The sequence below is a fragment of the Pseudomonas sp. TE3644 genome, assembly GCF_056278815.1.
Window position 1 is genome coordinate 5,008,707 of record NZ_JBWBQF010000001.1, and the last position, 19,296, is coordinate 5,028,002.

At 61.8% G+C, this 19,296-nt stretch carries 19 protein-coding genes; 11 read left to right on the forward strand and 8 right to left on the reverse strand.

From position 1 onward, the window contains the following. The first annotated feature begins 10 nt into the window (after positions 1-10). Complete coding sequence (locus ACZ9GA_RS22075) at positions 11-385, forward strand: META domain-containing protein (RefSeq protein WP_457363674.1); 375 nt, start codon at positions 11-13, stop codon at positions 383-385. Between the two features lie 106 nt (positions 386-491). Here the strand turns inward: ACZ9GA_RS22075 and ACZ9GA_RS22080 are convergent, their stop codons facing one another. Next, positions 492-947: a TlpA disulfide reductase family protein gene (locus ACZ9GA_RS22080; protein WP_457360754.1), complete on the reverse strand. Its 456-nt coding sequence runs from the start codon at positions 945-947 to the stop codon at positions 492-494. Between the two features lie 104 nt (positions 948-1,051). On the opposite strand from ACZ9GA_RS22080, the gene arsC reads away from it, so the two are divergent. From arsC to ACZ9GA_RS22105, 5 genes are read left to right on the forward strand one after another with little or no spacing between them, the layout of a single operon-like run. Beyond that, positions 1,052-1,405 (forward strand): arsenate reductase (glutaredoxin), encoded by a 354-nt coding sequence (gene arsC / locus ACZ9GA_RS22085; RefSeq protein WP_457360753.1) that lies wholly within the window; start codon positions 1,052-1,054, stop codon positions 1,403-1,405. Next, the gene (gene wrbA, locus ACZ9GA_RS22090) at positions 1,402-2,007 is read left to right on the forward strand and encodes an NAD(P)H:quinone oxidoreductase (RefSeq protein ID WP_457360752.1); all 606 of its coding nucleotides are present in this window, start codon (positions 1,402-1,404) and stop codon (positions 2,005-2,007) included. Before arsC ends, wrbA begins: the two co-directional genes overlap by 4 nt. Next, the gene (locus tag ACZ9GA_RS22095) at positions 2,000-2,410 is read left to right on the forward strand and encodes a DUF2069 domain-containing protein (protein WP_457360751.1); all 411 of its coding nucleotides are present in this window, start codon (positions 2,000-2,002) and stop codon (positions 2,408-2,410) included. Before wrbA ends, ACZ9GA_RS22095 begins: the two co-directional genes overlap by 8 nt. Then, entirely contained in the window at positions 2,411-3,082 is a 672-nt protein-coding gene (locus ACZ9GA_RS22100; protein ID WP_457360750.1) for a DNA-3-methyladenine glycosylase I, read from the forward strand. An 8-nt stretch (positions 3,083-3,090) separates the two neighbouring features. Next, on the forward strand, positions 3,091-3,927 hold the full coding sequence (locus tag ACZ9GA_RS22105) for a TolB-like translocation protein (RefSeq protein ID WP_457360749.1): 837 nt from the start codon (positions 3,091-3,093) through the stop codon (positions 3,925-3,927). Positions 3,928-4,036: 109 nt separating this feature from the next. Here ACZ9GA_RS22105 and ttcA read toward each other — a convergent pair whose 3' ends face one another. Both ttcA and ACZ9GA_RS22115 read right to left on the reverse strand, forming a co-directional pair. Next, positions 4,037-4,861, reverse strand: a complete 825-nt coding sequence (gene ttcA / locus ACZ9GA_RS22110; protein WP_455924369.1) for a tRNA 2-thiocytidine(32) synthetase TtcA — start codon at positions 4,859-4,861, stop codon at positions 4,037-4,039. A gap of 179 nt (positions 4,862-5,040) precedes the next feature. Further along, complete coding sequence (locus tag ACZ9GA_RS22115; protein ID WP_457360748.1) at positions 5,041-6,465, reverse strand: MFS transporter; 1,425 nt, start codon at positions 6,463-6,465, stop codon at positions 5,041-5,043. Between the two features lie 311 nt (positions 6,466-6,776). Here ACZ9GA_RS22115 and ACZ9GA_RS22120 point away from each other — a divergent pair, with 311 nt between their 5' ends. Together ACZ9GA_RS22120 and ACZ9GA_RS22125 are read left to right on the forward strand one after the other, a co-directional pair. Beyond that, positions 6,777-7,376 carry a Yip1 family protein gene (locus tag ACZ9GA_RS22120; protein WP_027977161.1) on the forward strand — a complete coding sequence of 200 codons (600 nt, stop codon included), beginning with the start codon at positions 6,777-6,779 and terminating at the stop codon, positions 7,374-7,376. A gap of 83 nt (positions 7,377-7,459) precedes the next feature. Next, positions 7,460-7,954 carry a SprT family zinc-dependent metalloprotease gene (locus ACZ9GA_RS22125; protein WP_457360747.1) on the forward strand — a complete coding sequence of 165 codons (495 nt, stop codon included), beginning with the start codon at positions 7,460-7,462 and terminating at the stop codon, positions 7,952-7,954. Positions 7,955-8,134: 180 nt separating this feature from the next. Here ACZ9GA_RS22125 and ACZ9GA_RS22130 read toward each other — a convergent pair whose 3' ends face one another. The 3 genes from ACZ9GA_RS22130 to ACZ9GA_RS22140 all read right to left on the reverse strand — a co-directional run bounded on the left by ACZ9GA_RS22130 (position 8,135) and on the right by ACZ9GA_RS22140 (position 11,883). Then, positions 8,135-9,451 carry a dicarboxylate/amino acid:cation symporter gene (locus tag ACZ9GA_RS22130; RefSeq protein ID WP_457360746.1) on the reverse strand — a complete coding sequence of 439 codons (1,317 nt, stop codon included), beginning with the start codon at positions 9,449-9,451 and terminating at the stop codon, positions 8,135-8,137. Positions 9,452-9,862: 411 nt separating this feature from the next. After that, positions 9,863-11,209: an ATP-binding protein gene (locus tag ACZ9GA_RS22135; protein WP_457360745.1), complete on the reverse strand. Its 1,347-nt coding sequence runs from the start codon at positions 11,207-11,209 to the stop codon at positions 9,863-9,865. Then, a complete protein-coding gene (locus tag ACZ9GA_RS22140) occupies positions 11,206-11,883 on the reverse strand; it encodes a response regulator (protein WP_008365854.1) in 678 nt (225 codons plus the stop codon). The genes ACZ9GA_RS22135 and ACZ9GA_RS22140 overlap by 4 nt, the downstream gene beginning before the upstream one ends. Before the next feature lie 192 nt (positions 11,884-12,075). Between ACZ9GA_RS22140 and ACZ9GA_RS22145 the strand changes: the two genes are divergently transcribed. Together ACZ9GA_RS22145 and ACZ9GA_RS22150 are read left to right on the forward strand one after the other, a co-directional pair. Beyond that, positions 12,076-12,867: a dienelactone hydrolase family protein gene (locus tag ACZ9GA_RS22145; protein WP_457360744.1), complete on the forward strand. Its 792-nt coding sequence runs from the start codon at positions 12,076-12,078 to the stop codon at positions 12,865-12,867. A gap of 83 nt (positions 12,868-12,950) precedes the next feature. Further along, positions 12,951-13,658, forward strand: coding sequence for a 4'-phosphopantetheinyl transferase family protein (locus ACZ9GA_RS22150; protein WP_457360743.1), 708 nt, complete (start codon positions 12,951-12,953; stop codon positions 13,656-13,658). A 338-nt stretch (positions 13,659-13,996) separates the two neighbouring features. Here ACZ9GA_RS22150 and ACZ9GA_RS22155 read toward each other — a convergent pair whose 3' ends face one another. After that, entirely contained in the window at positions 13,997-15,055 is a 1,059-nt protein-coding gene (locus tag ACZ9GA_RS22155; RefSeq protein WP_457363673.1) for an IS110 family RNA-guided transposase, read from the reverse strand. A gap of 133 nt (positions 15,056-15,188) precedes the next feature. Then, positions 15,189-15,869, reverse strand: coding sequence for a siderophore-iron reductase FhuF (gene fhuF, locus ACZ9GA_RS22160; RefSeq protein ID WP_457360742.1), 681 nt, complete (start codon positions 15,867-15,869; stop codon positions 15,189-15,191). Between the two features lie 478 nt (positions 15,870-16,347). Here fhuF and ACZ9GA_RS22165 point away from each other — a divergent pair, with 478 nt between their 5' ends. After that, positions 16,348-19,227, forward strand: coding sequence for a ribonucleoside-diphosphate reductase subunit alpha (locus ACZ9GA_RS22165; RefSeq protein WP_457360741.1), 2,880 nt, complete (start codon positions 16,348-16,350; stop codon positions 19,225-19,227). Positions 19,228-19,296 lie beyond the last annotated feature (69 nt).

The window sequence follows — 19,296 nt, forward strand, 5'->3', positions numbered from 1 at the left end:
GCTGGCGGCCATGACCGCCACCCTCGCGGGCTGCGCGTCCGGGCCCAAGCTGCAACAGGAGCAGGCGTACACCCTGGAGTGGATCGGCGACAAGCCGCTGATGGACTACAGCCACATCAGCCTGACCCTGGGCGATGACGGCCGCGCCTATGGCAACGCCGGCTGCAACCACTGGTTTGCGCCGTACACGCTGTCGCACCACCACCTCACCTTCGGCGAGGTGGGCAGCACCCGCCGCCTGTGCGACCCGGCCACCATGGAGCAGGAACAACGCTTCCTGCAGGCCTTGGGCGGCGTGCAGCGCTGGAGCGTGTCCAAGGAAGGCCAGATTCGCCTGTGGCCCGAAGAAGGCAAGCCGCTGCGCTTGTGGCCTGACGAGGGCTGACCTACTGCGCCTGTAGCCGCTGCCGCCAGGCTGCGCTGGCCCCCGGGCCCATTGGAGATCTCCAGCGGGGCTGATGGCCAGCGCAGCCTTCGGCAGCGGCTACAGATCAGGAATTTTTCAGCTTGGCCAACTTCTCGCTGATCCCCGCCGCCGTCTGCTCGCCCACCAACTGCTCACGCACCTTGCCTTTTGCATCGATGATGTAGGTAATCGGCAACGCATCGTTCTGCGGCAGATCAAAGCGCGGCGCCGGGTCATCGGCCAGCACCGTGAAAGTAATGCCCAGCTCCTGGGTCGCTTTCTTCAGCTCATCGCCGTGCAGCCCATCGAAATTCACCCCCACCACCGCCACACCCTTGCCTTTCATCTGCTCGGCCAGGGCGTTGAGTTGCGGCACTTCGGTGCGACACGGCCCGCACCAGTCGGCCCAGTAATTGACCACCAGCCACTGGTCGTCCAGTTGCCGCGCCTTGACCAGCTTGCCGTTCTGGTCGACCCCATAGTCGGCGCCGCAGCCGCCGAGCATCACCAGGGCCAAAAACACCGCCACGCGCCATGCCATGATTGCTACCTTCCTTAAAGTGCTGCCAAAAAGATGGCGCGCGGTTAGACACCGCCGGCCACATGGTTAGAATAGCCCCCACTTGACTCAAGGTGCGACCGCAAATGACCGACCTGACGCTTTATCACAACCCGCGCTGCTCCAAATCCCGTGCCGCGTTGGAACTGCTGCAGGCCCGCGGCCTGGAACCCACCGTAGTGCGCTACCTGGACACCCCGCCCGACGCCGCCGCCCTCAAGGCCGTGCTGGCCAAGCTGGGCCTGCACGCCCGTGCCCTGCTGCGCACCGGCGAAGACGAATACAAGGCCCTGAACCTGGCCGACGCCACCCTGGGCGAAGACCAGTTGATCGCCGCCATGGCCCAACACCCGAAACTGATCGAACGGCCGATCCTGATCGCCGGTGACAAGGCCGCCATCGGCCGGCCGCCCGAGAAAGTGCTGGAGATTCTGCCGTGAGCCAACCGTATATCCTGGTGCTGTATTACAGCCGCAGCGGCGCTACCGCACAGATGGCCAAGCACATCGCCCGCGGCGTGGAGCTGAGCGGCATCGAGGCGCGCCTGCGCACCGTGCCACCAGTGTCGGCCGACCATGAGGCCACCGGCCCCAGCATCCCCGACCACGGCGCCCCGTACGCCAGCATCGACGACCTGAAAAACTGCGCCGGCCTGGCCATGGGCAGCCCCACCCGCTACGGCAACATGGCCGCGCCGCTCAAGTACTTCCTGGACGGCACCAGCAGCCTGTGGCTGAGCGGTGCCCTGGTGGGCAAGCCGGCGTCGGTGTTCACCTCCACCGCCAGCCTGCACGGCGGCCAGGAAACCACCCTGCTGTCGATGATGATGCCGTTGCTGCACCACGGCATGCTGATCAGCGGCATCCCCTACAGCGAATCGGCGCTGCTGGACACCCGCGGCGGCGGCACCCCGTACGGCGCCAGCCACCACGCCGGCGCCGACAGCAAGCGCGCCCTGGACGAGCACGAGATCACCCTGTGCCGCGCCCTGGGCCAGCGCCTGGGCGGCATCGCGCAGAAACTGGAAGCCCCGCGTGGCTAAACGGCCGCTGCCCAGCATCGAGTGGCTGCAACCGCGGGTACGCCTGGCACGCGGGCTGAGCCTGGCGTGCTTCTTCGGCTTCATGGCGCTGCTGGGCGTGTACACCCTGTGGGTCGCCGACCTGCACGGCGCGCGCCCGTGGGTGATCCTGCTGATCGAATGGGTGCCGCTGCTGGTGCTGACCCCGGGCATGCTCACGGGCAGCGCCCGCGGGCATTCCTGGACGTGCTTTGCCATCAATCTGTACTTCATCAAGGGCGCATTGGCCGCCTTCGACCCCAGCCGCCAGCTGTTCGGCCTGCTGGAAATGGCCGCCAGCCTGGCGGTGTTCACCAGCGCCCTGCTGTACGTGCGCTGGCGCTTTCAATTGAATCGGAAACTGGCCGGAGAGGGCCTGGCGTGAATGCAGGATTACAAGTGGCTCAACGAATACTGCCTCAACCGCTTTGGCTCGGCCAAGGCACTGCAAGACCACCTGCCCGAGCCGAAAACCCCGGCGCAACTGCGCAACATCCCCGCTGATCGCTACCTGTCCACCCTGGCCCTGCGCGTGTTCCGCGCCGGCCTCAAGCACAGCCTGGTGGACGCCAAGTGGCCGGCGTTCGAGCAGGTGTTCTTCGGCTTCGACCCGGAAAAGGTAGTACTGATGGGCGCCGAGCACCTGGAGCGGCTGATGCAGGACACCCGCATCATCCGCCACCTGGGCAAACTCAAGAGCGTGCCGCGCAACGCCCAGATGATCCTCGACATCGAGCACGAGCATAAAAGCTTCGGCGACTTCATCGCCGACTGGCCGGTGACCGACATCGTCGGCCTGTGGCAGTACCTGGCCAAGCACGGCAACCAACTGGGCGGCCTGTCGGCGCCGCGCTTCCTGCGCATGGTGGGCAAGGACACCTTCATCCCTACCTGGGACGTGGTGGCCGCGCTCAACGCCCAGGGTATCGTCGACAAGGTGCCCAGCAGCAAGCGCGACCAGGCCAAGGTGCAGGAGGTGTTCAACCAATGGCAGGCCGAGAGCGGACGGCCCATGTGCCAGCTGTCGGCGATGCTGGCCTACACCGTCAACCATTAAGGACAATGATGAAGCTCAAATCGCTGTTGTTGCTGGCAGGCATCCCCGTCGTCTGCGGGTTCGGTTTTCTGGCCTGGCAGCACTACTGGCCCGTGCAGGCGGCCGCTGGCTGGAGCACCCGGCTGGTGTACGACAACGTCGAGAAAGCGGCGGGCCTGGGCTTCGATGGCGCCAACGTGCTGGTCACCCAGGAGTTGCGCAACGACGCTGGCAGCCTGATCAGCATCGCCCCGGACGGCACCCGCACTACCCTGGTGGCCAACCTGAGCAAGCCGGACGGCCTGGCGCCGTTCATGGGCGGCCATGCGTTCAGCCAGGAATGGGAAAACAAGCCGGTGCAATTGCTCAAGGACGGCAAGGTCACGCCGTTGTTCATGGGCACCGACGTACAGGGCCTCAAGCCTGACGGCAACAGGCTGTACGCCATCGAAGACCGCCACGACCACGGCCGGCTGATGCGCTACGACGCCACCGACGGCTCGCTGACCGTGCTGCGCGACAACCTGTCGGAAAGCGAATCGGTAGAGATTTGCCCTGGCCGCAAGCTGCTGTACACGGCGAAGAAGCAGGGCGTGGTTCGTCAGTTCGACGAATCGGGCCAAGACCCGGTGTACGTGGACGGCATCACCAAGCCCACATTCATCCTGTGCGACAAGCGCGGGCTGTGGATTGTCGAAGACCAGACGCACCTGGCGCGCTTATGGCTACGCACCCCGGATGGCAAGTTGCAGGTGATTCTGTCGCACCTGCGGGCGCCGCAGGAGTTGTTGCCTACAGGGGACAATACCTATCTGTTGGCGGAGGGTGGGCGTAACAGGGTGATTGAGCTGAAGGCTGTGCCGTAGCGCAGGGCCTCATCGCGAGCAAGCTTTGCTCCCACAGGGTTGAGCCATCCATGGTGGTCGGCTCAACCCTGTGGGAGCAAAGCTTGCTCGCGATACAGGCGACGCGGTACTAGATATTCAGCACATTAAGCACCCGCGAAGGCGCGCTTTCATCAATCGCCAAATTGACGAAATCAAACAGATTGCGGTCCGCCAACTGCGACGGCACCACATTCTGCAAACCACGGAAAATGCTCTCGGTACGCCCCGGGTGCTTGCGCTCCCACTCCACCAGCATGTCCTTGACCACCTGGCGCTGCAGGTTCTCCTGCGAACCACACAGGTTGCACGGGATGATCGGGAATTGCTTGAGGTCCGAGTAAGCCTGGATGTCCTTCTCGTTGCAGTACGCCAGCGGGCGGATCACCACGTTGCGGCCGTCGTCGGCGCGCAGCTTGGGCGGCATGGCCTTCATGCTGCCGTTGAAAAACATGTTCAGGAAGAACGTCTCGACGATATCGTCGCGGTGGTGCCCCAGCGCCATCTTGGTGGCGCCGATCTCGTCTGCAAAGGTGTACAGCGTGCCGCGGCGCAGGCGCGAGCACAGCGAGCAGGTGGTCTTGCCTTCCGGGATCAACTCCTTGACCACCGAATAGGTGTCCTTCTCGACAATGTGGTACTCCACGCCCAGCTCTTTGAGGTAGGCCGGCAGCACGTGTTCGGGGAAGCCTGGCTGCTTCTGGTCCATGTTCACGGCCACGATGCTGAACTTGATCGGCGCGACCTTCTGCAGGTGCAGCAGCACGTCGAGCATGGTGTAACTGTCCTTGCCGCCCGACAGGCAGACCATGACCTTGTCACCGTCCTCGATCATGTTGTAGTCGGCGACGGCTTCACCGGCCAGCCGACGAAGGCGTTTCTGCAGTTTGTTCTGGTTGACCGAAAGGGTGCCCATGGCGCTTGAAATCCGCGTGGTGAGACGAAAAGCCGGGCATTTTACCCGCAAAGAAGCGCCACGGGTATGCCAACCGATGACGGGATCGCAACCTTGGTGTTATCAGCCCCGTCGCAGCCCCCAACAGGCGTAAGCGGCAAACATTACAATTAACCCGCTGGCGAGGGCACTGGTCACCGTCACCCCTTCCCTGAAAGCGGTATTTGCGACATCCAGCAGGAACACTGCGTCATCCGCCGGCAGGTGTTGAGCGGCAGCATGGGCACCCCAAGGGTCGATGTTTCGGTGGCGTCAAAGCCTCCATTGTCATTTAACGACGAGGTGCCCAGGCGATACCACGCTGCTACGGCGCCCCCCATGAGTGTGGTGCCCATCACCACCCCGATCTCGTAGGCCGTTTCACTGACGGCCGATGCACTACCCGCGCTGTCAGCGGGCACCGAGCTCAAGACGATGTCGTTGGATACGCTGGTCAGCGCGGCAACCGCTACGTTCAGCAACACGAAGGCCACCCCCAGAGACAGGGCCGTAACTGTATTAAGTGCCATGACTGCGAATGCACCTGCCGCCAAACAAAGACAGCCTGGAATAAGGATGTGCGGCGCAAGACGCTGCGCGACCGGGACAATCGCAAGCCCTGCACCAACCGCCAGAATTTGCCCCGGAACGAGTATCACGCTGGCGACAAGGGGTGAGAGCCCCAACACCAGCTGCAACAGTTGCGTGGCAAAAAACAGGAAACCGACCAGCAAACCAAGGCTGACCAAGTTGACTAGGATGGAGACACAGAACTCACCGGACTTGAACAGCCTGAGGTCCAGCAATGGTTGTTCCAGGTGAAGTTGGCGACGTGCGAAGGCCGTAGCGAGAAACGTACCGACCAACAGCCCGACCACTGCCGATATATTCACCCCGACTGTCGTCATATGTTTAAGCGAAAGCATCAAAGCGGCCATGGTGGTCAGGCTGAGCAAAACACTCAGACCGTCTATCGGCGCCCCCTGCCGTTTCGCAGACTCAGCGACGAAGGGAGATAGCAGCAATACTGGCAACAGGAACGGCAACGCGACGAGGAAAACTGCCTGCCAGTCGAATTGTTGGAGTAGAAGCCCTCCCAGCAGTGGGCCGGCCGCTGAACCCACAGTCAAGCAAGTCGCCCACACCGCAACGACCAGTCGCCGCTCCTCGCGATCATCAAAAGCAGTGCGAATCAAAGCTAAGGTCGCAGGCAGGATCATCGCCCCAAAAAAACCCAACACGGCGCGCCCGGCGATCAAATGCCAAGCCTGGGTAGCAAACACGGCGGCAACCGATATGACTGCAAACCCACTGCATCCTACGCATAAGAGGAGACGATAACCTGCCCGATCGCCAAGACGGCCCATCGTGACCAGAAGGCCTGCCAGCATCAGAGAATAGGCATCAATCATCCACAACTGCGCGGCGGCAGATGGCTGGAGCGCGATTGCAATTCTGGGCAAGGCGAAGTTGAGGATGGTGTTATCGATGGTCACCAGCAAGACCGGTAGGACAATCATTAATAGAGCAGCGACTTTCGAACGGTTTCTAGCGATAGATGACAAAGGGCTGGTTACAACTTCCATTAATCAGCGCTCCTCGAATCAAATCCTGTTTGCTTCACGGCTGGTAATCTCCTGAGTTTTCCAGAGGAACCTACTGTTCGACGAATTCGCCAGCAACCAAAAACGGCCTACTGATCTGTGTCAAATCGTGAGCATCAAAAGAGACCTGCCAATCGCGCTGAAACCAGGAGACGATCTGCATCAGCAAACGGCCGACACAAAGACTGCAAAGTCATTACAACCCACCTCTACAGCACCATTTGCTCTAAAACTGCAGGGATCTCCCCCCTATACTCCCCTGTGAAGCTGTAACTTCCGTAGGAGTGACTGGCATGATCCATCACGTCGTAGGGTTGTTCACCCATCCAGATCAAGAATGGCACCAGATACGTGGCGAGGAAGAAACCATCGGCCATATGTATTTCACCCACACCCTGATATTGGCGGCGATACCTCCCATATCGGCGTTTATCGGCACAACCCAGGTGGGCTGGGTGATCGGCAACCGGGCGCCGGTGATGCTCACGCTGGAAAGCGCGGTGTGGATGACCATCATGTCCTACGTTGCCATGCTGGCCGGTGTGGCGGTGATGGGGGCGTTCATTCACTGGATGGCCCGTACCTATGACGCCAGCCCCAGCCTGGCGCGCTGCATTGCCTTTGCTACGTATACGGCCACGCCGCTGTTCATCGGCGGGTTGGCGGCGCTGTATCCGCACCTGTGGCTGGGCATGCTGGTAGGCACCGCGGCCATTAGTTACACGGTGTACCTGCTGTATGTGGGGTTGCCGACCTTCATGAACATCGATCCGGACGAGGGCTTTCTGTTTTCAAGTTCGGTGCTGGCGGTGGGCCTGGTGGTGCTGGTGGCGATCATGGCGTTCACGGTGATCATCTGGGGACTGGGCGTAGGCCCCGTCTACACCAACTGACCCAGAGCGGCCGCCCGGCGACGGGCGGCTCGGCATGCCCGTGTGGTTGCGGCATAATCCGCGCATATGGAGTGTCGTCTAGCATGCCCGAGTTACTCAATTCCCGCGTTGAATCCTGTTATCAGCAAGCCGAAGCCTTTTTCAAACGCTCCTTCGTTCGCCCCGAAGTGAGCTTCAAGCTGCGCGGGCAGAAAGCCGGCGTGGCGCATTTGCATGAGAATCTGCTGCGTTTCAATCCCCAGCTTTACCGTGAGAACGCCGAAGACTTTCTCCGTCAAACGGTGCCGCACGAAGTGGCGCACCTGGTGGCCCATCAACTGTTTGGGGATCGCATTGCGCCCCATGGTGAAGAGTGGCAGTTGATCATGCGCGGCGTTTACGAACTGCCGCCCAATCGTTGCCATAACTATGAGGTGAAACGCCGACGGGTGATGCGCTACATCTACCGCTGCCCGTGTGCCGAGAGTGACTTTCCCTTCAGCGCGCAGCGCCATAGCCTGGTGCGCCAGGGGCGGCGGTACCTGTGCCGGCGGTGCCGGCATACGCTGGTGTTTACCGGCGAAACGCGGGTGGAATAACGCCCTTCCTACCACCCTCGATACCTGTAGGAGCGGCCTGTGGCCGCGAAGCTGGCGCTGCGGTGGTTCAGGCAGTACGCGGTGAGGCCTTCGCGGACACAGTCCGCTCCTACAGTAAATTGTGCGAGGCCCGGGCATAAAAAAACCCATCCGAGGATGGGTTTTTTATTGCTTCAGCGCTTAGCGCGGGGCGTCTGCCACCACCGCTTCATTGGCTTCAGCCACCTCGATCGCAGTCGGCCCGGCGGCCAGTTGCGTCTTCAGGGTGTCTTCGTTCAGCTCACCTACCCACTTGGCGACTACCAGGGTGGCCACGGCGTTGCCCACCAGGTTGGTCAGGGCGCGGGCTTCGGACATGAAGCGGTCGATGCCCAGGATCAGCGCCAGGCCAGCCACCGGCAGGTGGCCAACGGCCGACAGGGTGGCGGCCAGCACGATGAAGCCGCTACCGGTCACGCCAGCGGCGCCCTTGGAGGAGATCAGCAGTACGGCCAGCAGGGTCAGCTGGTGGAACACGTCCATGTGGGTGTCGGTCGCCTGGGCGATGAACACGGCAGCCATGGTCAGGTAGATCGCGGTACCGTCCAGGTTGAACGAGTAACCGGTCGGGATCACCAGGCCCACCACGGATTTCTGTGCACCCAGACGCTCCATCTTCACCAGCATGCGTGGCAGTGCCGATTCCGAGGACGAGGTGCCCAGCACGATCAGCAGTTCTTCACGGATGTAGCGCACCAGCTTGAGGATGCTGAAGCCGTGGAAGCGTGCGATCGAGCCCAGCACCAGCAGCACGAACAGGATGCAGGTGATGTAGAAGCAGATCATCAGCTGGCCCAACTGCACCAGCGAACTGACGCCGTAGGCGCCGATGGTGAAGGCCATGGCACCCAGCGCGCCGATGGGCGCCAGTTTCATGATCATGCTGATGATGTTGAACATCACGTGGGCAAAGCGATCGATGATGTCCAGCAGCGGCCGGCCGTAGGCGCCCAGCCGGTGCAGGGCGAAACCGAACAGCACGGCGAACATCAGCACCTGCAGGATATCGCCGTTGGCGAAGGCGCCGACGATGGTGTTGGGGATGATGTTGAGGAAGAACGCGATCACGCTCTGGTCTTTACCGGCAGCCACGTAGGTGGCGACTTTCGAGGCGTCCAGGGTGGACGGATCGATGTGCATGCCGTTGCCCGGGCCGACGATATTGACCACAACGAGGCCGATCAGCAGAGCAATGGTGGAGACGATTTCGAAGTACAGCAGCGCGTAGCCACCGGTCTTGCCCACGGCCTTCATGTTCTCCATGCCAGCGATGCCGCTGACCACGGTGCAGAAGATGATGGGGGCGATGACCATTTTGATCAGTTTGATGAACCCGTCGCCCAGAGGCTTGAGGGTTACTGCGGTTTCAGGGTAGAAGTGCCCCAACGCGATACCGATGATGATCGCGACGATCACCTGGAAATACAGCGATTTGTACAGTGGCTGACGAGTCGTCATTGCAAGTTCCTCAAGTGCATCGCTTGGCATCCATTTCCCTGATGCACACGACACCTAAAGCACGAACCCTCCTGTACTGGAGGGATTTATTGTCGAGCTGCGCGTGGCAGACCTTGCCAGTTGTATCGCAAGGGCCGTGCCAGAATGCGTGCCTGGGCTAATGGTCAATGAATGCGGGGGTGGGTGCCATCATGTTAGCCACCATGGGAATTTGTGCATGGCGGATATCCGCCATTTAGGCTGGGCGAGTTCCGCCATGTGGCGGATATCCGCCGCGACAATTGCGACCAGGCCTGTAGCCGCTGCCGCCAGGCTGCGCTGGCCCTTACGTACACGGGAGATCTCCGGCGAGGCACAGGGCCAGCGCAGCCTTCGGCAGCGGCTACATACTTAGTTGAGGTATAGCGCAAATCAGAAAGGTTTGAAGCGCACCCGAAACGCCGCCCCGCCCAGGGGCGAGTCATCCAGAGTCAACTGGGCGTCGTAGCTCTCGATGATGTCCTTGACCACCGCCAAGCCAATCCCCTGCCCCGGATTCTGCCGATCCAGCCGCTCACCCCGTTGCAGGATGCGCGCGCGCTGGCTCTCCGGCACGCCCGGGCCGTCGTCCTCGATGCTCAGCTGGGTGCCGAACTCGCCGAACACCAGGCTTACCTTCACCTCGCCCAGGCACAGGCGGTAGGCGTTTTCCAGCAGGTTGCCGAGCATCTCCAGCAGCGCCGCCTCTTCCATCGGCACCTGGGCCAACTCCGGAATGTCGAACACCACGTTCACGCGCTTTTCGCGGTACACCTTGGCCAGGGTGCTGCACAAGCTGTCCAGCAAGGGCTTGAGCAGCACCTGATGGCGCACCAGGCCGCTCTTGCGCAGGCTGGCGCGCTGCAACTGGTAGCCGATCTGCTGGCTCATGCGCTCGATCTGGCTTTGCAGGATGCGCGCCTGCTCCAGGTTCTCGGGGCGCTGGGCGATGGTCTCGCTGACGCCCTGCAACACCGCCAGCGGGGTTTTCAGGCTGTGGGCCAGGTCGCCCAGGGAGTCGCGGTAACGGCCGCGCTGTTCGCGCTCGCTGCTGAGCAGGCGGTTGAGCGAGCCGGTCAGGCGCAGCAGTTCGCGGGGGTGAGTTTCGCTGAGGCTTTCACGCGCGCCGGACTCGATTTCGTCCAGCTCCGAGCTCAACTGGCGCAGCGCGCGCAAGCCCCACGTCAAGCCCGCCCACAGCAGCACCAGCAGGGCCAGCAGCGCGGCGCCGAAGCCCAGCGACAGCTTCTCGCGCAGCCCGGACAGAATCTGTTTGTACTCTTTCACCGGTTGCAGGGCGACGATGCTATAGGCCGCGTTCTTGCCGCCCAGCAATTTCACTTCCACGTCGTAGACAAAAAACTCATCGCCATTGTGCTCGTGGATGTGCGCGAACTGCGCGCCCAGGCCATCGTAGCGCGGCGTGTAGTTGATGCTCTGCTCGGTGGTGGCCCGCGAACGCCACACCAGGTTGCCCTGGCGGTCGTAGATGTAGCCCAGCAGGCGGCTGTCGGGCAGGTTGAAGCGCTCGTCGGGCAGCAGGTCGGGCATCTGCAGCTTGCCGTTCTCTACCCGCGCGGCAGAGATCAGCGTGGTCACGTCCGAGGCCAGGCGCTGCTCGATGGACTCGCGCAACGCCAGGCTGAAGGTGCTTTGCAACGCTGGCAACAGGCCGAGCATGAACAACACCGCCAGAATGAAGGCGGCCAGCATCAACCGTACGCGCAGCGATCGGATCATTTACAGCGCTCGGTAAACAGGTAGCCCAGGCCGCGCACGGTCTCGATCGGCTTGAAGCCGTTGGTGCCTTCCAGCTTGCGGCGCAGGCGGCCCACCAGCACTTCGATCACGTTCGGGTCGCGCTCGTCGTCGTCCGGGTACAGCTGCTCCATCAGGCGGTCCTTGGCCACCACCTGCTGGTGATGACGCATCAGGTATTCCAGGATGCGGTATTCGTAGGCGGTCAGCGCCAGGGGCTGCTCGTCCAGGCTGGCCTGCTTGCGGTTGAGGTCCAGCAGCAGGGGGCCGGCGACGATGGTCGACTGGATGAAACCGCTGGAGCGGCGCAGCAAGGCATTGAGGCGCGCCTCCAGCTCTTCGAACTGGAAGGGTTTGACCACGTAGTCGTCGGCGCCGGTGGCCAGGCCTTCGACCTTGTCCTGCCAGTTGCCGCGCGCGGTCAGGATCAGGATGGGGAACGACTTGCCCTCGGCGCGCAGGCGGCGGATCAGGTCCAGGCCGCCCATGCCTGGCAGGCCCAGGTCCACCACGGCCAGGTCGTGGTTGTACTGCGAGGCCTGATACAAGGCTTCCTCGGCATTGGCCACCGCCTCCACCACATGACCGCTCTCGGTCAGGCGGGTAAACAAGTGGTGCCGCAACAACGCCTCATCTTCTACCACCAGCAGTTTCATAGTGCTCCCCGATTGGTGCCCTGCGTTGCGGGACGCCGTATTACCTCATGCGAATGACGGCACCGGCGCTTGCCCAAGCAAGCCGCGGCGCCAAGAGTGTACCTGTAACAAGCTTAGTCAGGCAGCGCTGAACCCTGACTGAACCAGCTTTGGTCTAGGCTCAGCTGACTGCTTATTCAAGGAACCACACCCATGCGCGTATTGTTGATGTGCCTGCTGCTGGCCGCCAGCACCCTGGCCCAGGCCGAAATCAAGACCCAGGAACTGCATTACAAAGACCTCAAGGGCACGCCGCTGGTGGGCTACTTCGCCTACGACGACGCCATCCAGGGCCCGCGCCCGGGCGTGGTGGTGGTGCATGAGTGGTGGGGCCTGAACGACTACGCCAAGGGCCGCGCCCGCGCCCTCGCCGCCCTGGGCTACAGCGCCCTGGCCATCGACATGTACGGCGACGGCAAAAACACCGAACACCCCAAAGACGCCATGGCCTTCATGCAGGAAGCCTCGGCCAACGCCGAGGTGTCCAGCGCGCGCTTTGATGCCGGGGTGAAGCTGCTCAAACAGCAACCGCAAACCGACGAGAAGAAAATCGCCGCCATCGGTTACTGCTTCGGCGGCACCGTGGTACTCAACGCCGCCCGCCACGGCGCCACCCTGGCCGGCGTGGTCAGCTTCCACGGCGGCCTGGCCGCCAAGACCCGCGCCACCAAGGGCAGCGTGAAAACGCCGATCCTGGTGGAGCACGGCGAGTTGGACAGCATGAGCACGGCCAAGGACGTGGCCGCCTTCAAGACCGAGATGTCGACGGCCGGGGTGAATTACCAGTTTGTGGTGCAACCAGGGGCCAAGCATGGGTTTACCAACCCGGATGCGGATCGGTTGGCGCATGGCGATCATGGCGGGCCGGACATTGGCTATAACAAGGAAGCGGATGAGAAATCGTGGGCGGATATGCAGGCCTTCCTGAAGAAAGTCTTCAACTGACCCTGTAGCCGCAGCCTGACGGCAGCGGCTACGGTGCGGGGTTTGGGGTTCAGCGGCCGGGGCGGGTATGGCAGACTAGGAGCATGAACCCACCCATCGCCTGCTGCACCGCCCCCCACACCCACTGGCCCCTGCCCTTCGCCCTGCCCGGCGTGGTACTGACCAGCAACCGCTTCGACCCCAAGGCCCTGGCCGTGGACGACTTCCAGCGCGCCCACATCCAACCCCCTGCCAGCATCCAACGCTCGGTCGCCAAGCGCCAGGCCGAATTCCTGGCCGGCCGCCTGTGCGCCCGCAGCGCCTTGCAGCAACTGGCCGGCCTTGATCACGTCCCCGCCATCGGCGACGACCGCGCCCCTATCTGGCCTGAAGGCATCAGCGGCTCCATCACCCACGCCACCGGCTGGGCCGGCGCCATCGTCGCCCACGGCAGCGAGTGGCAAGGCCTGGGCCTGGACATGGAAACCCTGCTGGGCGATGAACGCGCCACGCGGCTGGCCGGTGAAATCCTCACGCCCGACGAACTGGCGCGCATGGACCCGGCGCAAGTCTCGTTGACCGTGACACTGACGTTTTCCATCAAGGAAAGCCTGTTCAAGGCGCTATACCCAATCGTCGGCAAGCGCTTCTATTTCGAGCATGCCGAGGTGGTGGAATGGGACGGTACGGGGCGGGTGCGGATGCGCTTGTTGACGGAGTTGTCGCAGCGGTGGGGGCATGGGGTTGAGATTGAAGGGCAGTTCAGCGTGCAGGATGAGCACTTGCTGAGCCTGATCGCCATCGCCCCGTAGCCGCTGCCGCCAGGCTGCGCTGGCCCTGTGCCTCGCTGGAGATCTTCAGGGTTCACTCTGGCCAGCGCAGCCTGGCGGCAGCGGCTATGTATGGACTCGCCCCTCCTGTCTACCCGCTTTTGAAAAACTGTCGCCCGTTGCATCTATGTATTAGGCCTATTCAAGGAAGCCGCTTTGGGCCTCTGGCCGACATTGGAAGAGCTCGTGGTATGCCGATTACAGTCAGGCCTCGAAGGCCGCTAGCCGCTTAGGCATCAATCCACGCCGATCCTATCTGGGGTCAATGTTTTTCAGCACAGGGTTGGACAGTCGTTACCTCGGTGGCAGAACTCGGTGGATCAGTGGCTCATCATCGCTGGCTGGCCGCTGCCAGGCTGTCGACGATAAGTCTGGTCATTCTGTAGAAGCACCCAAACGATACGCAGGTTGCGATTGGCCAACCGGACCGCAGCCTGCTTGCGGCCCAGGCGGTTCATCCAACGCAGTAATCGGCGGTCATCGGGTTGCTCGGAATCAGGTCGCAGTTGCTGCAGCACTGCGTGTGCGCCCTGGATCATCAGGCTGCGCAGATATGAATCGCCTCGCTTGCTCATACCGCCCAGGCGAACTTTATTACCGCTGCTGTGTTGGTCGGGAACCAGGCCAAAGTAGGCCGCGAACTTGCGTGCATTGGGGAACCGTTCGGGCTGGGTTTCCTTGGCTACCAACGCCGTGGCGGTCACCGGACCGATACCGCGCACGCTCATCAGCCGCTTGGCCGTGCTGTCGGCGTTTGCCGCTGCTGCCAGACGGCCCGTCAACACCGCAATGCGCTCGCCCAAAAAGCGCCATTCCGCGAGCAGTTCATCGATCAACTCGCGCAACATGGCCGGCACTGGTTGAGTGGCATCCTCCAATACTCGTGGAACTCTCTGGCTGATGGCGACATCACCTTGAGCCAGGACCACGCCGTGCTCAAGCAGCAGGCCGCGCATCTGATTACTCAATGCGGTGCGGCGGCGCACATAGCCCTGGCGGGCACGATGCAATGCCTGCATGGCAAGCGCCGCGACGCTCTTGATCGGTACTGCGCAGATTTTCTCGTCACGACCGGCCCGCAAAATCGCCAACGCATCGTTGCGATCGTTTTTAGGCCCTGTGCGGTGTGCTGTCACCAGCTTGGCCGGCAGAATCCGAGCCTCGACGCCCTGCTCCTGCAGCTGTCGCGCCCAGGCTTGCGCACCTGGCCCCGTCTCCATCAAGACTATGACGTGGGGTGCCAGTTGTTGAAGGAATTCGTAGAACGCTTCGCGCGACTTGAGGCGCTGTTCGTAGTGCACCTGGCCTAGAGCGTCTTCGCCGGCAACCTGGAAGACATGTTTGGCCAGATCGACCGCCACGGTCGTGCAGACCGACAAATTGGCGGAAGACAAGGATTGATCAATCGAAGTATGCTTTTTCATGGACTCGCCCTCGCTGTCGTTGGCTGTTTAGACTGCCACCGTGGCGCATTGACGCCTCGGCTTGGGCGAGTCCATCCAATTACAGGCATCAGGCGACGGGCAACAACGGGCAATGCTCACAATGCCCCACCCACCCCACCTTGTACGCCAGGCAGCAACTGCGCCGCTGCCGCTTGCCATCCGGCAAATACCTTGTCGGCTCATATAAAGGGTTGCTGCGCCCATCCGCCGCCTTGCGCGAATGCAGCAACGCCAACGCCGGCCCCACCGCCACCCCCAGCGCCTGCAAGCGCACCGTGGCCTGCTCCAGGTAATCCCCGGCATTGCCCCACAGCACCGCCGCCGGCACCTCGCCATACGCGCTCAGCCGCTCGATGAACGGCCACAGGCTGGCCTGCACCACCGGCTCCAGCGACTCGTCGGCATCCCCCGGCTCGCCCTCCTCCAGCAGCTTCACCGCCAACGGCAAGCCGCGCTCATTGAGCACCAGCCCCACCTGGTCCAGCTGCAACGGCAGGTACCAGCCATGCACCAACTGCGTCACCAGAATCGCCGGCAGCCAATGCATGAAAAAATACTTCGACCACTGGGAAACCAACACCGGCTTCTGCTCATCGAACAGCGGCTGACCGTAAATGCGCAGCAAGGCCGCATCCAGTTGCTCAGGGTGCAAGGCATCGTGCAGCGACTGCGCCGGGCGCGGGTCGTCCACCGGCAGCAAACCTTGCAGAAAAGAGGCGTAAGGGCCGCTGGCCCATGGGTGATTCATCAAGACTCCCGAGGGCGCCCAGGGACACCAGCGGGCGCGCGAAACAACAGCATGCCAAAAACGCCTCGGTGCCTGTGTTTTTTTGTGTTAGGGTGCGCGCCCGCAAAAAATCGGGGCCATTTTTTTAGTCGACAAATGGTCCAAAGTCGTAGGAAACCGTACGGCGCGGGCCGTAGGCTTTCTCTCACAATTTACTCACAACTTATCCACAGAAGCATGCAGTTGCAATCCGCCCCTACCCGCTCTATCTTGTATCGCCCGCGCGAGAAACCACTACATGTTGGGTTTTGGCTGATTTGCCAACCATATTTTCTGGACTAATCTCAAGCCTGTTTTTTTATTTATTTTTCTGTTTTTCCATTTTTTTCCCTTGAGCTTTACCCACATGTCGTGCCGGAACCCCAGGTTTCCATGACGTGGGAAAACCTATTTGTCAGGGGGGACCAAGCGCCCCCTTCCCCTGAGCATGGAGACACTGATGCAAACTGACACAACTCGCGAGAACCCGACCGGAAAGGCGCCCCAGGCTACAGAATCCAATCAGGATCTGAACGCCACCGCACCGGGCCAGCTGCGCGTGATCAAGCGTAACGGCACCGTCGTTGCTTACACCGACGACAAAATCACCGTCGCCATCACCAAGGCATTCCTCGCAGTTGAAGGCGGCACCGCTGCCGCTTCGTCGCGCATCCACGACACCGTGGCGCGCCTGACCGAACAAGTCACCGCCACCTTCAAGCGTCGCATGCCTTCGGGCGGCACCATCCACATCGAAGAAATCCAGGACCAGGTTGAACTGGCCCTGATGCGTGCCGGCGAGCAGAAAGTAGCCCGCGACTACGTGATCTACCGCGACGCCCGCTCCAAGGAGCGCGCCACCCGCACTACCGCCGAAACCCCGGTAGTTGCCCACCCAAGCATCCGCATCACCCTGGCCGACGGCACCCTGGCGCCGCTGGACATGGGCCGCCTGAACACCATCATCACCGAAGCGTGCGAAGGCCTGGCCGAAGTCGACGGCGACCTGATCCAGCGCGAAACCCTGAAAAACCTGTACGACGGCGTGGCCCTGAAAGACGTCAACACCGCCCTGGTGATGACCGCCCGTACCCTGGTAGAGCGTGAGCCGAACTACTCGTTCGTCACCGCCCGCCTGCTGATGGACACCCTGCGCGCCGAAGGCCTGGGCTTCCTGGAAGTGGCCGACAGCGCCACCCACCACGAAATGGCCGACCTGTACGCCAAGGCACTGCCTGCCTACGTAGCAAAAGGCATCCAGTTCGAACTGCTGAACCCTGTGCTGGCCACCTTCGACCTGGAAAAACTGGGCAAGGCGATCAACCACGAGCGCGACCAGCAATTCACCTACCTGGGCCTGCAAACCCTGTACGACCGTTACTTCATCCACAAGGATGGCGTGCGCTTCGAACTGCCGCAGATCTTCTTCATGCGCGTGGCCATGGGCCTGGCCATCGAAGAGAAGCAGAAAGAAGACCGTGCAATCGAGTTCTACAACCTGCTGTCGTCGTTCGACTACATGGCGTCGACCCCGACCCTGTTCAACGCCGGTACCCTGCGTCCACAGCTGTCCAGCTGCTACCTGACCACCGTGCCGGATGACCTGTCGGGCATCTACCACGCCATCCACGACAACGCCATGCTGTCCAAATTCGCCGGCGGCCTGGGCAACGACTGGACCCCGGTCCGTGCACTGGGTTCGTACATCAAGGGCACCAACGGCAAATCGCAAGGCGTGGTTCCGTTCCTGAAAGTAGTGAACGACACCGCCGTAGCCGTGAACCAGGGTGGCAAGCGCAAAGGCGCTGTGTGTGCCTACCTGGAAACCTGGCACCTGGACATCGAAGAATTCATCGAACTGCGCAAGAACACCGGTGATGACCGTCGTCGTACCCACGACATGAACACCGCCAACTGGATCCCTGACCTGTTCATGAAGCGTGTCTTCGATGACGGCAAGTGGACCCTGTTCTCGCCAAACGAAGTACCGGACCTGCACGACCTGACCGGCAAGGCCTTCGAAGAGCGCTACGAGTACTACGAAGCCCTGACCGAGTACAACAAGATCAAGGTGTTCAAAACCATCCAGGCCAAAGACCTGTGGCGTAAAATGCTGTCGATGCTGTTCGAAACCGGCCACCCATGGTTGACCTTCAAGGACCCATGCAACCTGCGTTCGCCACAGCAGCACGTAGGCGTGGTCCACAGCTCCAACCTGTGCACCGAAATCACCTTGAACACCAACAAGGACGAGATCGCTGTCTGCAACCTGGGCTCCATCAACCTGCCGAACCACATCGTGGACGGCAAGCTGGACACCGCCAAGCTGCAGCGCACCGTGAACACCGCCGTTCGCATGCTCGATAACGTTATCGACATCAACTACTACTCGGTGCCACAAGCCAAGAACTCGAACTTCAAGCACCGCCCTGTCGGCCTGGGCATCATGGGCTTCCAGGACGCGCTGTACCTGCAGCACATCCCGTACGGCTCCGACGCTGCCGTCGAGTTCGCCGACAAGTCGATGGAAGCGGTCAGCTACTTCGCCATCCAGGCCTCTTGCGACCTGGCCGACGAGCGCGGCGCCTACGAGACCTTCCAGGGTTCGCTGTGGTCCAAAGGCATCCTGCCACTGGACTCGCAACAGATCCTGATCGAAGCCCGTGGCCAGAAGTACATCGACGTCGACCTGAACGAAACCCTGGACTGGGCCCCGGTCCGTGCCCGCGTTCAGAAAGGCATCCGTAACTCGAACATCATGGCCATCGCACCGACCGCCACCATCGCCAACATCACTGGCGTATCGCAGTCGATCGAACCGACCTACCAGAACCTGTACGTGAAATCGAACCTGTCGGGCGAATTCACCGTGATCAACCCGTACCTGGTACACGACCTCAAAGCCCGTGGCCTGTGGGACTCGGTCATGATCAACGACCTGAAGTACTACGACGGTTCGGTGCAACAGATCGAGCGCATCCCGCAAGAGCTCAAAGACCTCTACGCGACCGCCTTCGAAGTGGACACCAAGTGGATCGTCGACGCAGCAAGCCGTCGCCAGAAGTGGATCGACCAGGCTCAGTCGCTGAACCTGTACATCGCCGGCGCCTCGGGCAAGAAACTGGACGTCACCTACCGCATGGCGTGGTACCGTGGCCTGAAAACCACCTACTACCTCCGTGCCCTGGCTGCAACCAGCACCGAGAAATCCACCATCAACACCGGCAAACTGAACGCCGTGTCGAGCGGTGGTGACAGCGCACCTGTCCAGGCAGCGGGTCCAGCGCCAGTGCCCAAGGCTTGCGCGATTGACGAGCCGGATTGCGAAGCTTGCCAATAAGGGCTGATCGGGTTGCCTGATAACGGGTAACCCGCTAGCCTCGAAAAAGCCAACCTCACCTCAGGGTGC

Bases quoted from the DNA above. Each gene is read 5' to 3' on its own strand.
- ACZ9GA_RS22105 (WP_457360749.1), top strand. From the start codon at position 3,091: ATGAAGCTCAAATCGCTGTTGTTGCTGGCAGGCATCCCCGTCGTCTGC.
- ACZ9GA_RS22075 (WP_457363674.1), top strand. From the start codon at position 11: ATGACCGCCACCCTCGCGGGCTGCGCGTCCGGGCCCAAGCTGCAACAG.
- ACZ9GA_RS22125 (WP_457360747.1), top strand. From the start codon at position 7,460: ATGCCCGAGTTACTCAATTCCCGCGTTGAATCCTGTTATCAGCAAGCC.
- ACZ9GA_RS22150 (WP_457360743.1), top strand. From the start codon at position 12,951: ATGAACCCACCCATCGCCTGCTGCACCGCCCCCCACACCCACTGGCCC.
- ACZ9GA_RS22145 (WP_457360744.1), top strand. From the start codon at position 12,076: ATGCGCGTATTGTTGATGTGCCTGCTGCTGGCCGCCAGCACCCTGGCC.
- arsC (WP_457360753.1), top strand. From the start codon at position 1,052: ATGACCGACCTGACGCTTTATCACAACCCGCGCTGCTCCAAATCCCGT.
- ACZ9GA_RS22130 (WP_457360746.1), bottom strand. From the start codon at position 9,451: ATGACGACTCGTCAGCCACTGTACAAATCGCTGTATTTCCAGGTGATC.
- ACZ9GA_RS22140 (WP_008365854.1), bottom strand. From the start codon at position 11,883: ATGAAACTGCTGGTGGTAGAAGATGAGGCGTTGTTGCGGCACCACTTG.
- ACZ9GA_RS22135 (WP_457360745.1), bottom strand. From the start codon at position 11,209: ATGATCCGATCGCTGCGCGTACGGTTGATGCTGGCCGCCTTCATTCTG.
- ACZ9GA_RS22080 (WP_457360754.1), bottom strand. From the start codon at position 947: ATGGCATGGCGCGTGGCGGTGTTTTTGGCCCTGGTGATGCTCGGCGGC.
- ACZ9GA_RS22115 (WP_457360748.1), bottom strand. From the start codon at position 6,465: ATGGAAGTTGTAACCAGCCCTTTGTCATCTATCGCTAGAAACCGTTCG.
- ttcA (WP_455924369.1), bottom strand. From the start codon at position 4,861: ATGGGCACCCTTTCGGTCAACCAGAACAAACTGCAGAAACGCCTTCGT.
- ACZ9GA_RS22100 (WP_457360750.1), top strand. From the start codon at position 2,411: ATGCAGGATTACAAGTGGCTCAACGAATACTGCCTCAACCGCTTTGGC.
- fhuF (WP_457360742.1), bottom strand. From the start codon at position 15,869: ATGAATCACCCATGGGCCAGCGGCCCTTACGCCTCTTTTCTGCAAGGT.
- ACZ9GA_RS22120 (WP_027977161.1), top strand. From the start codon at position 6,777: ATGATCCATCACGTCGTAGGGTTGTTCACCCATCCAGATCAAGAATGG.
- ACZ9GA_RS22165 (WP_457360741.1), top strand. From the start codon at position 16,348: ATGCAAACTGACACAACTCGCGAGAACCCGACCGGAAAGGCGCCCCAG.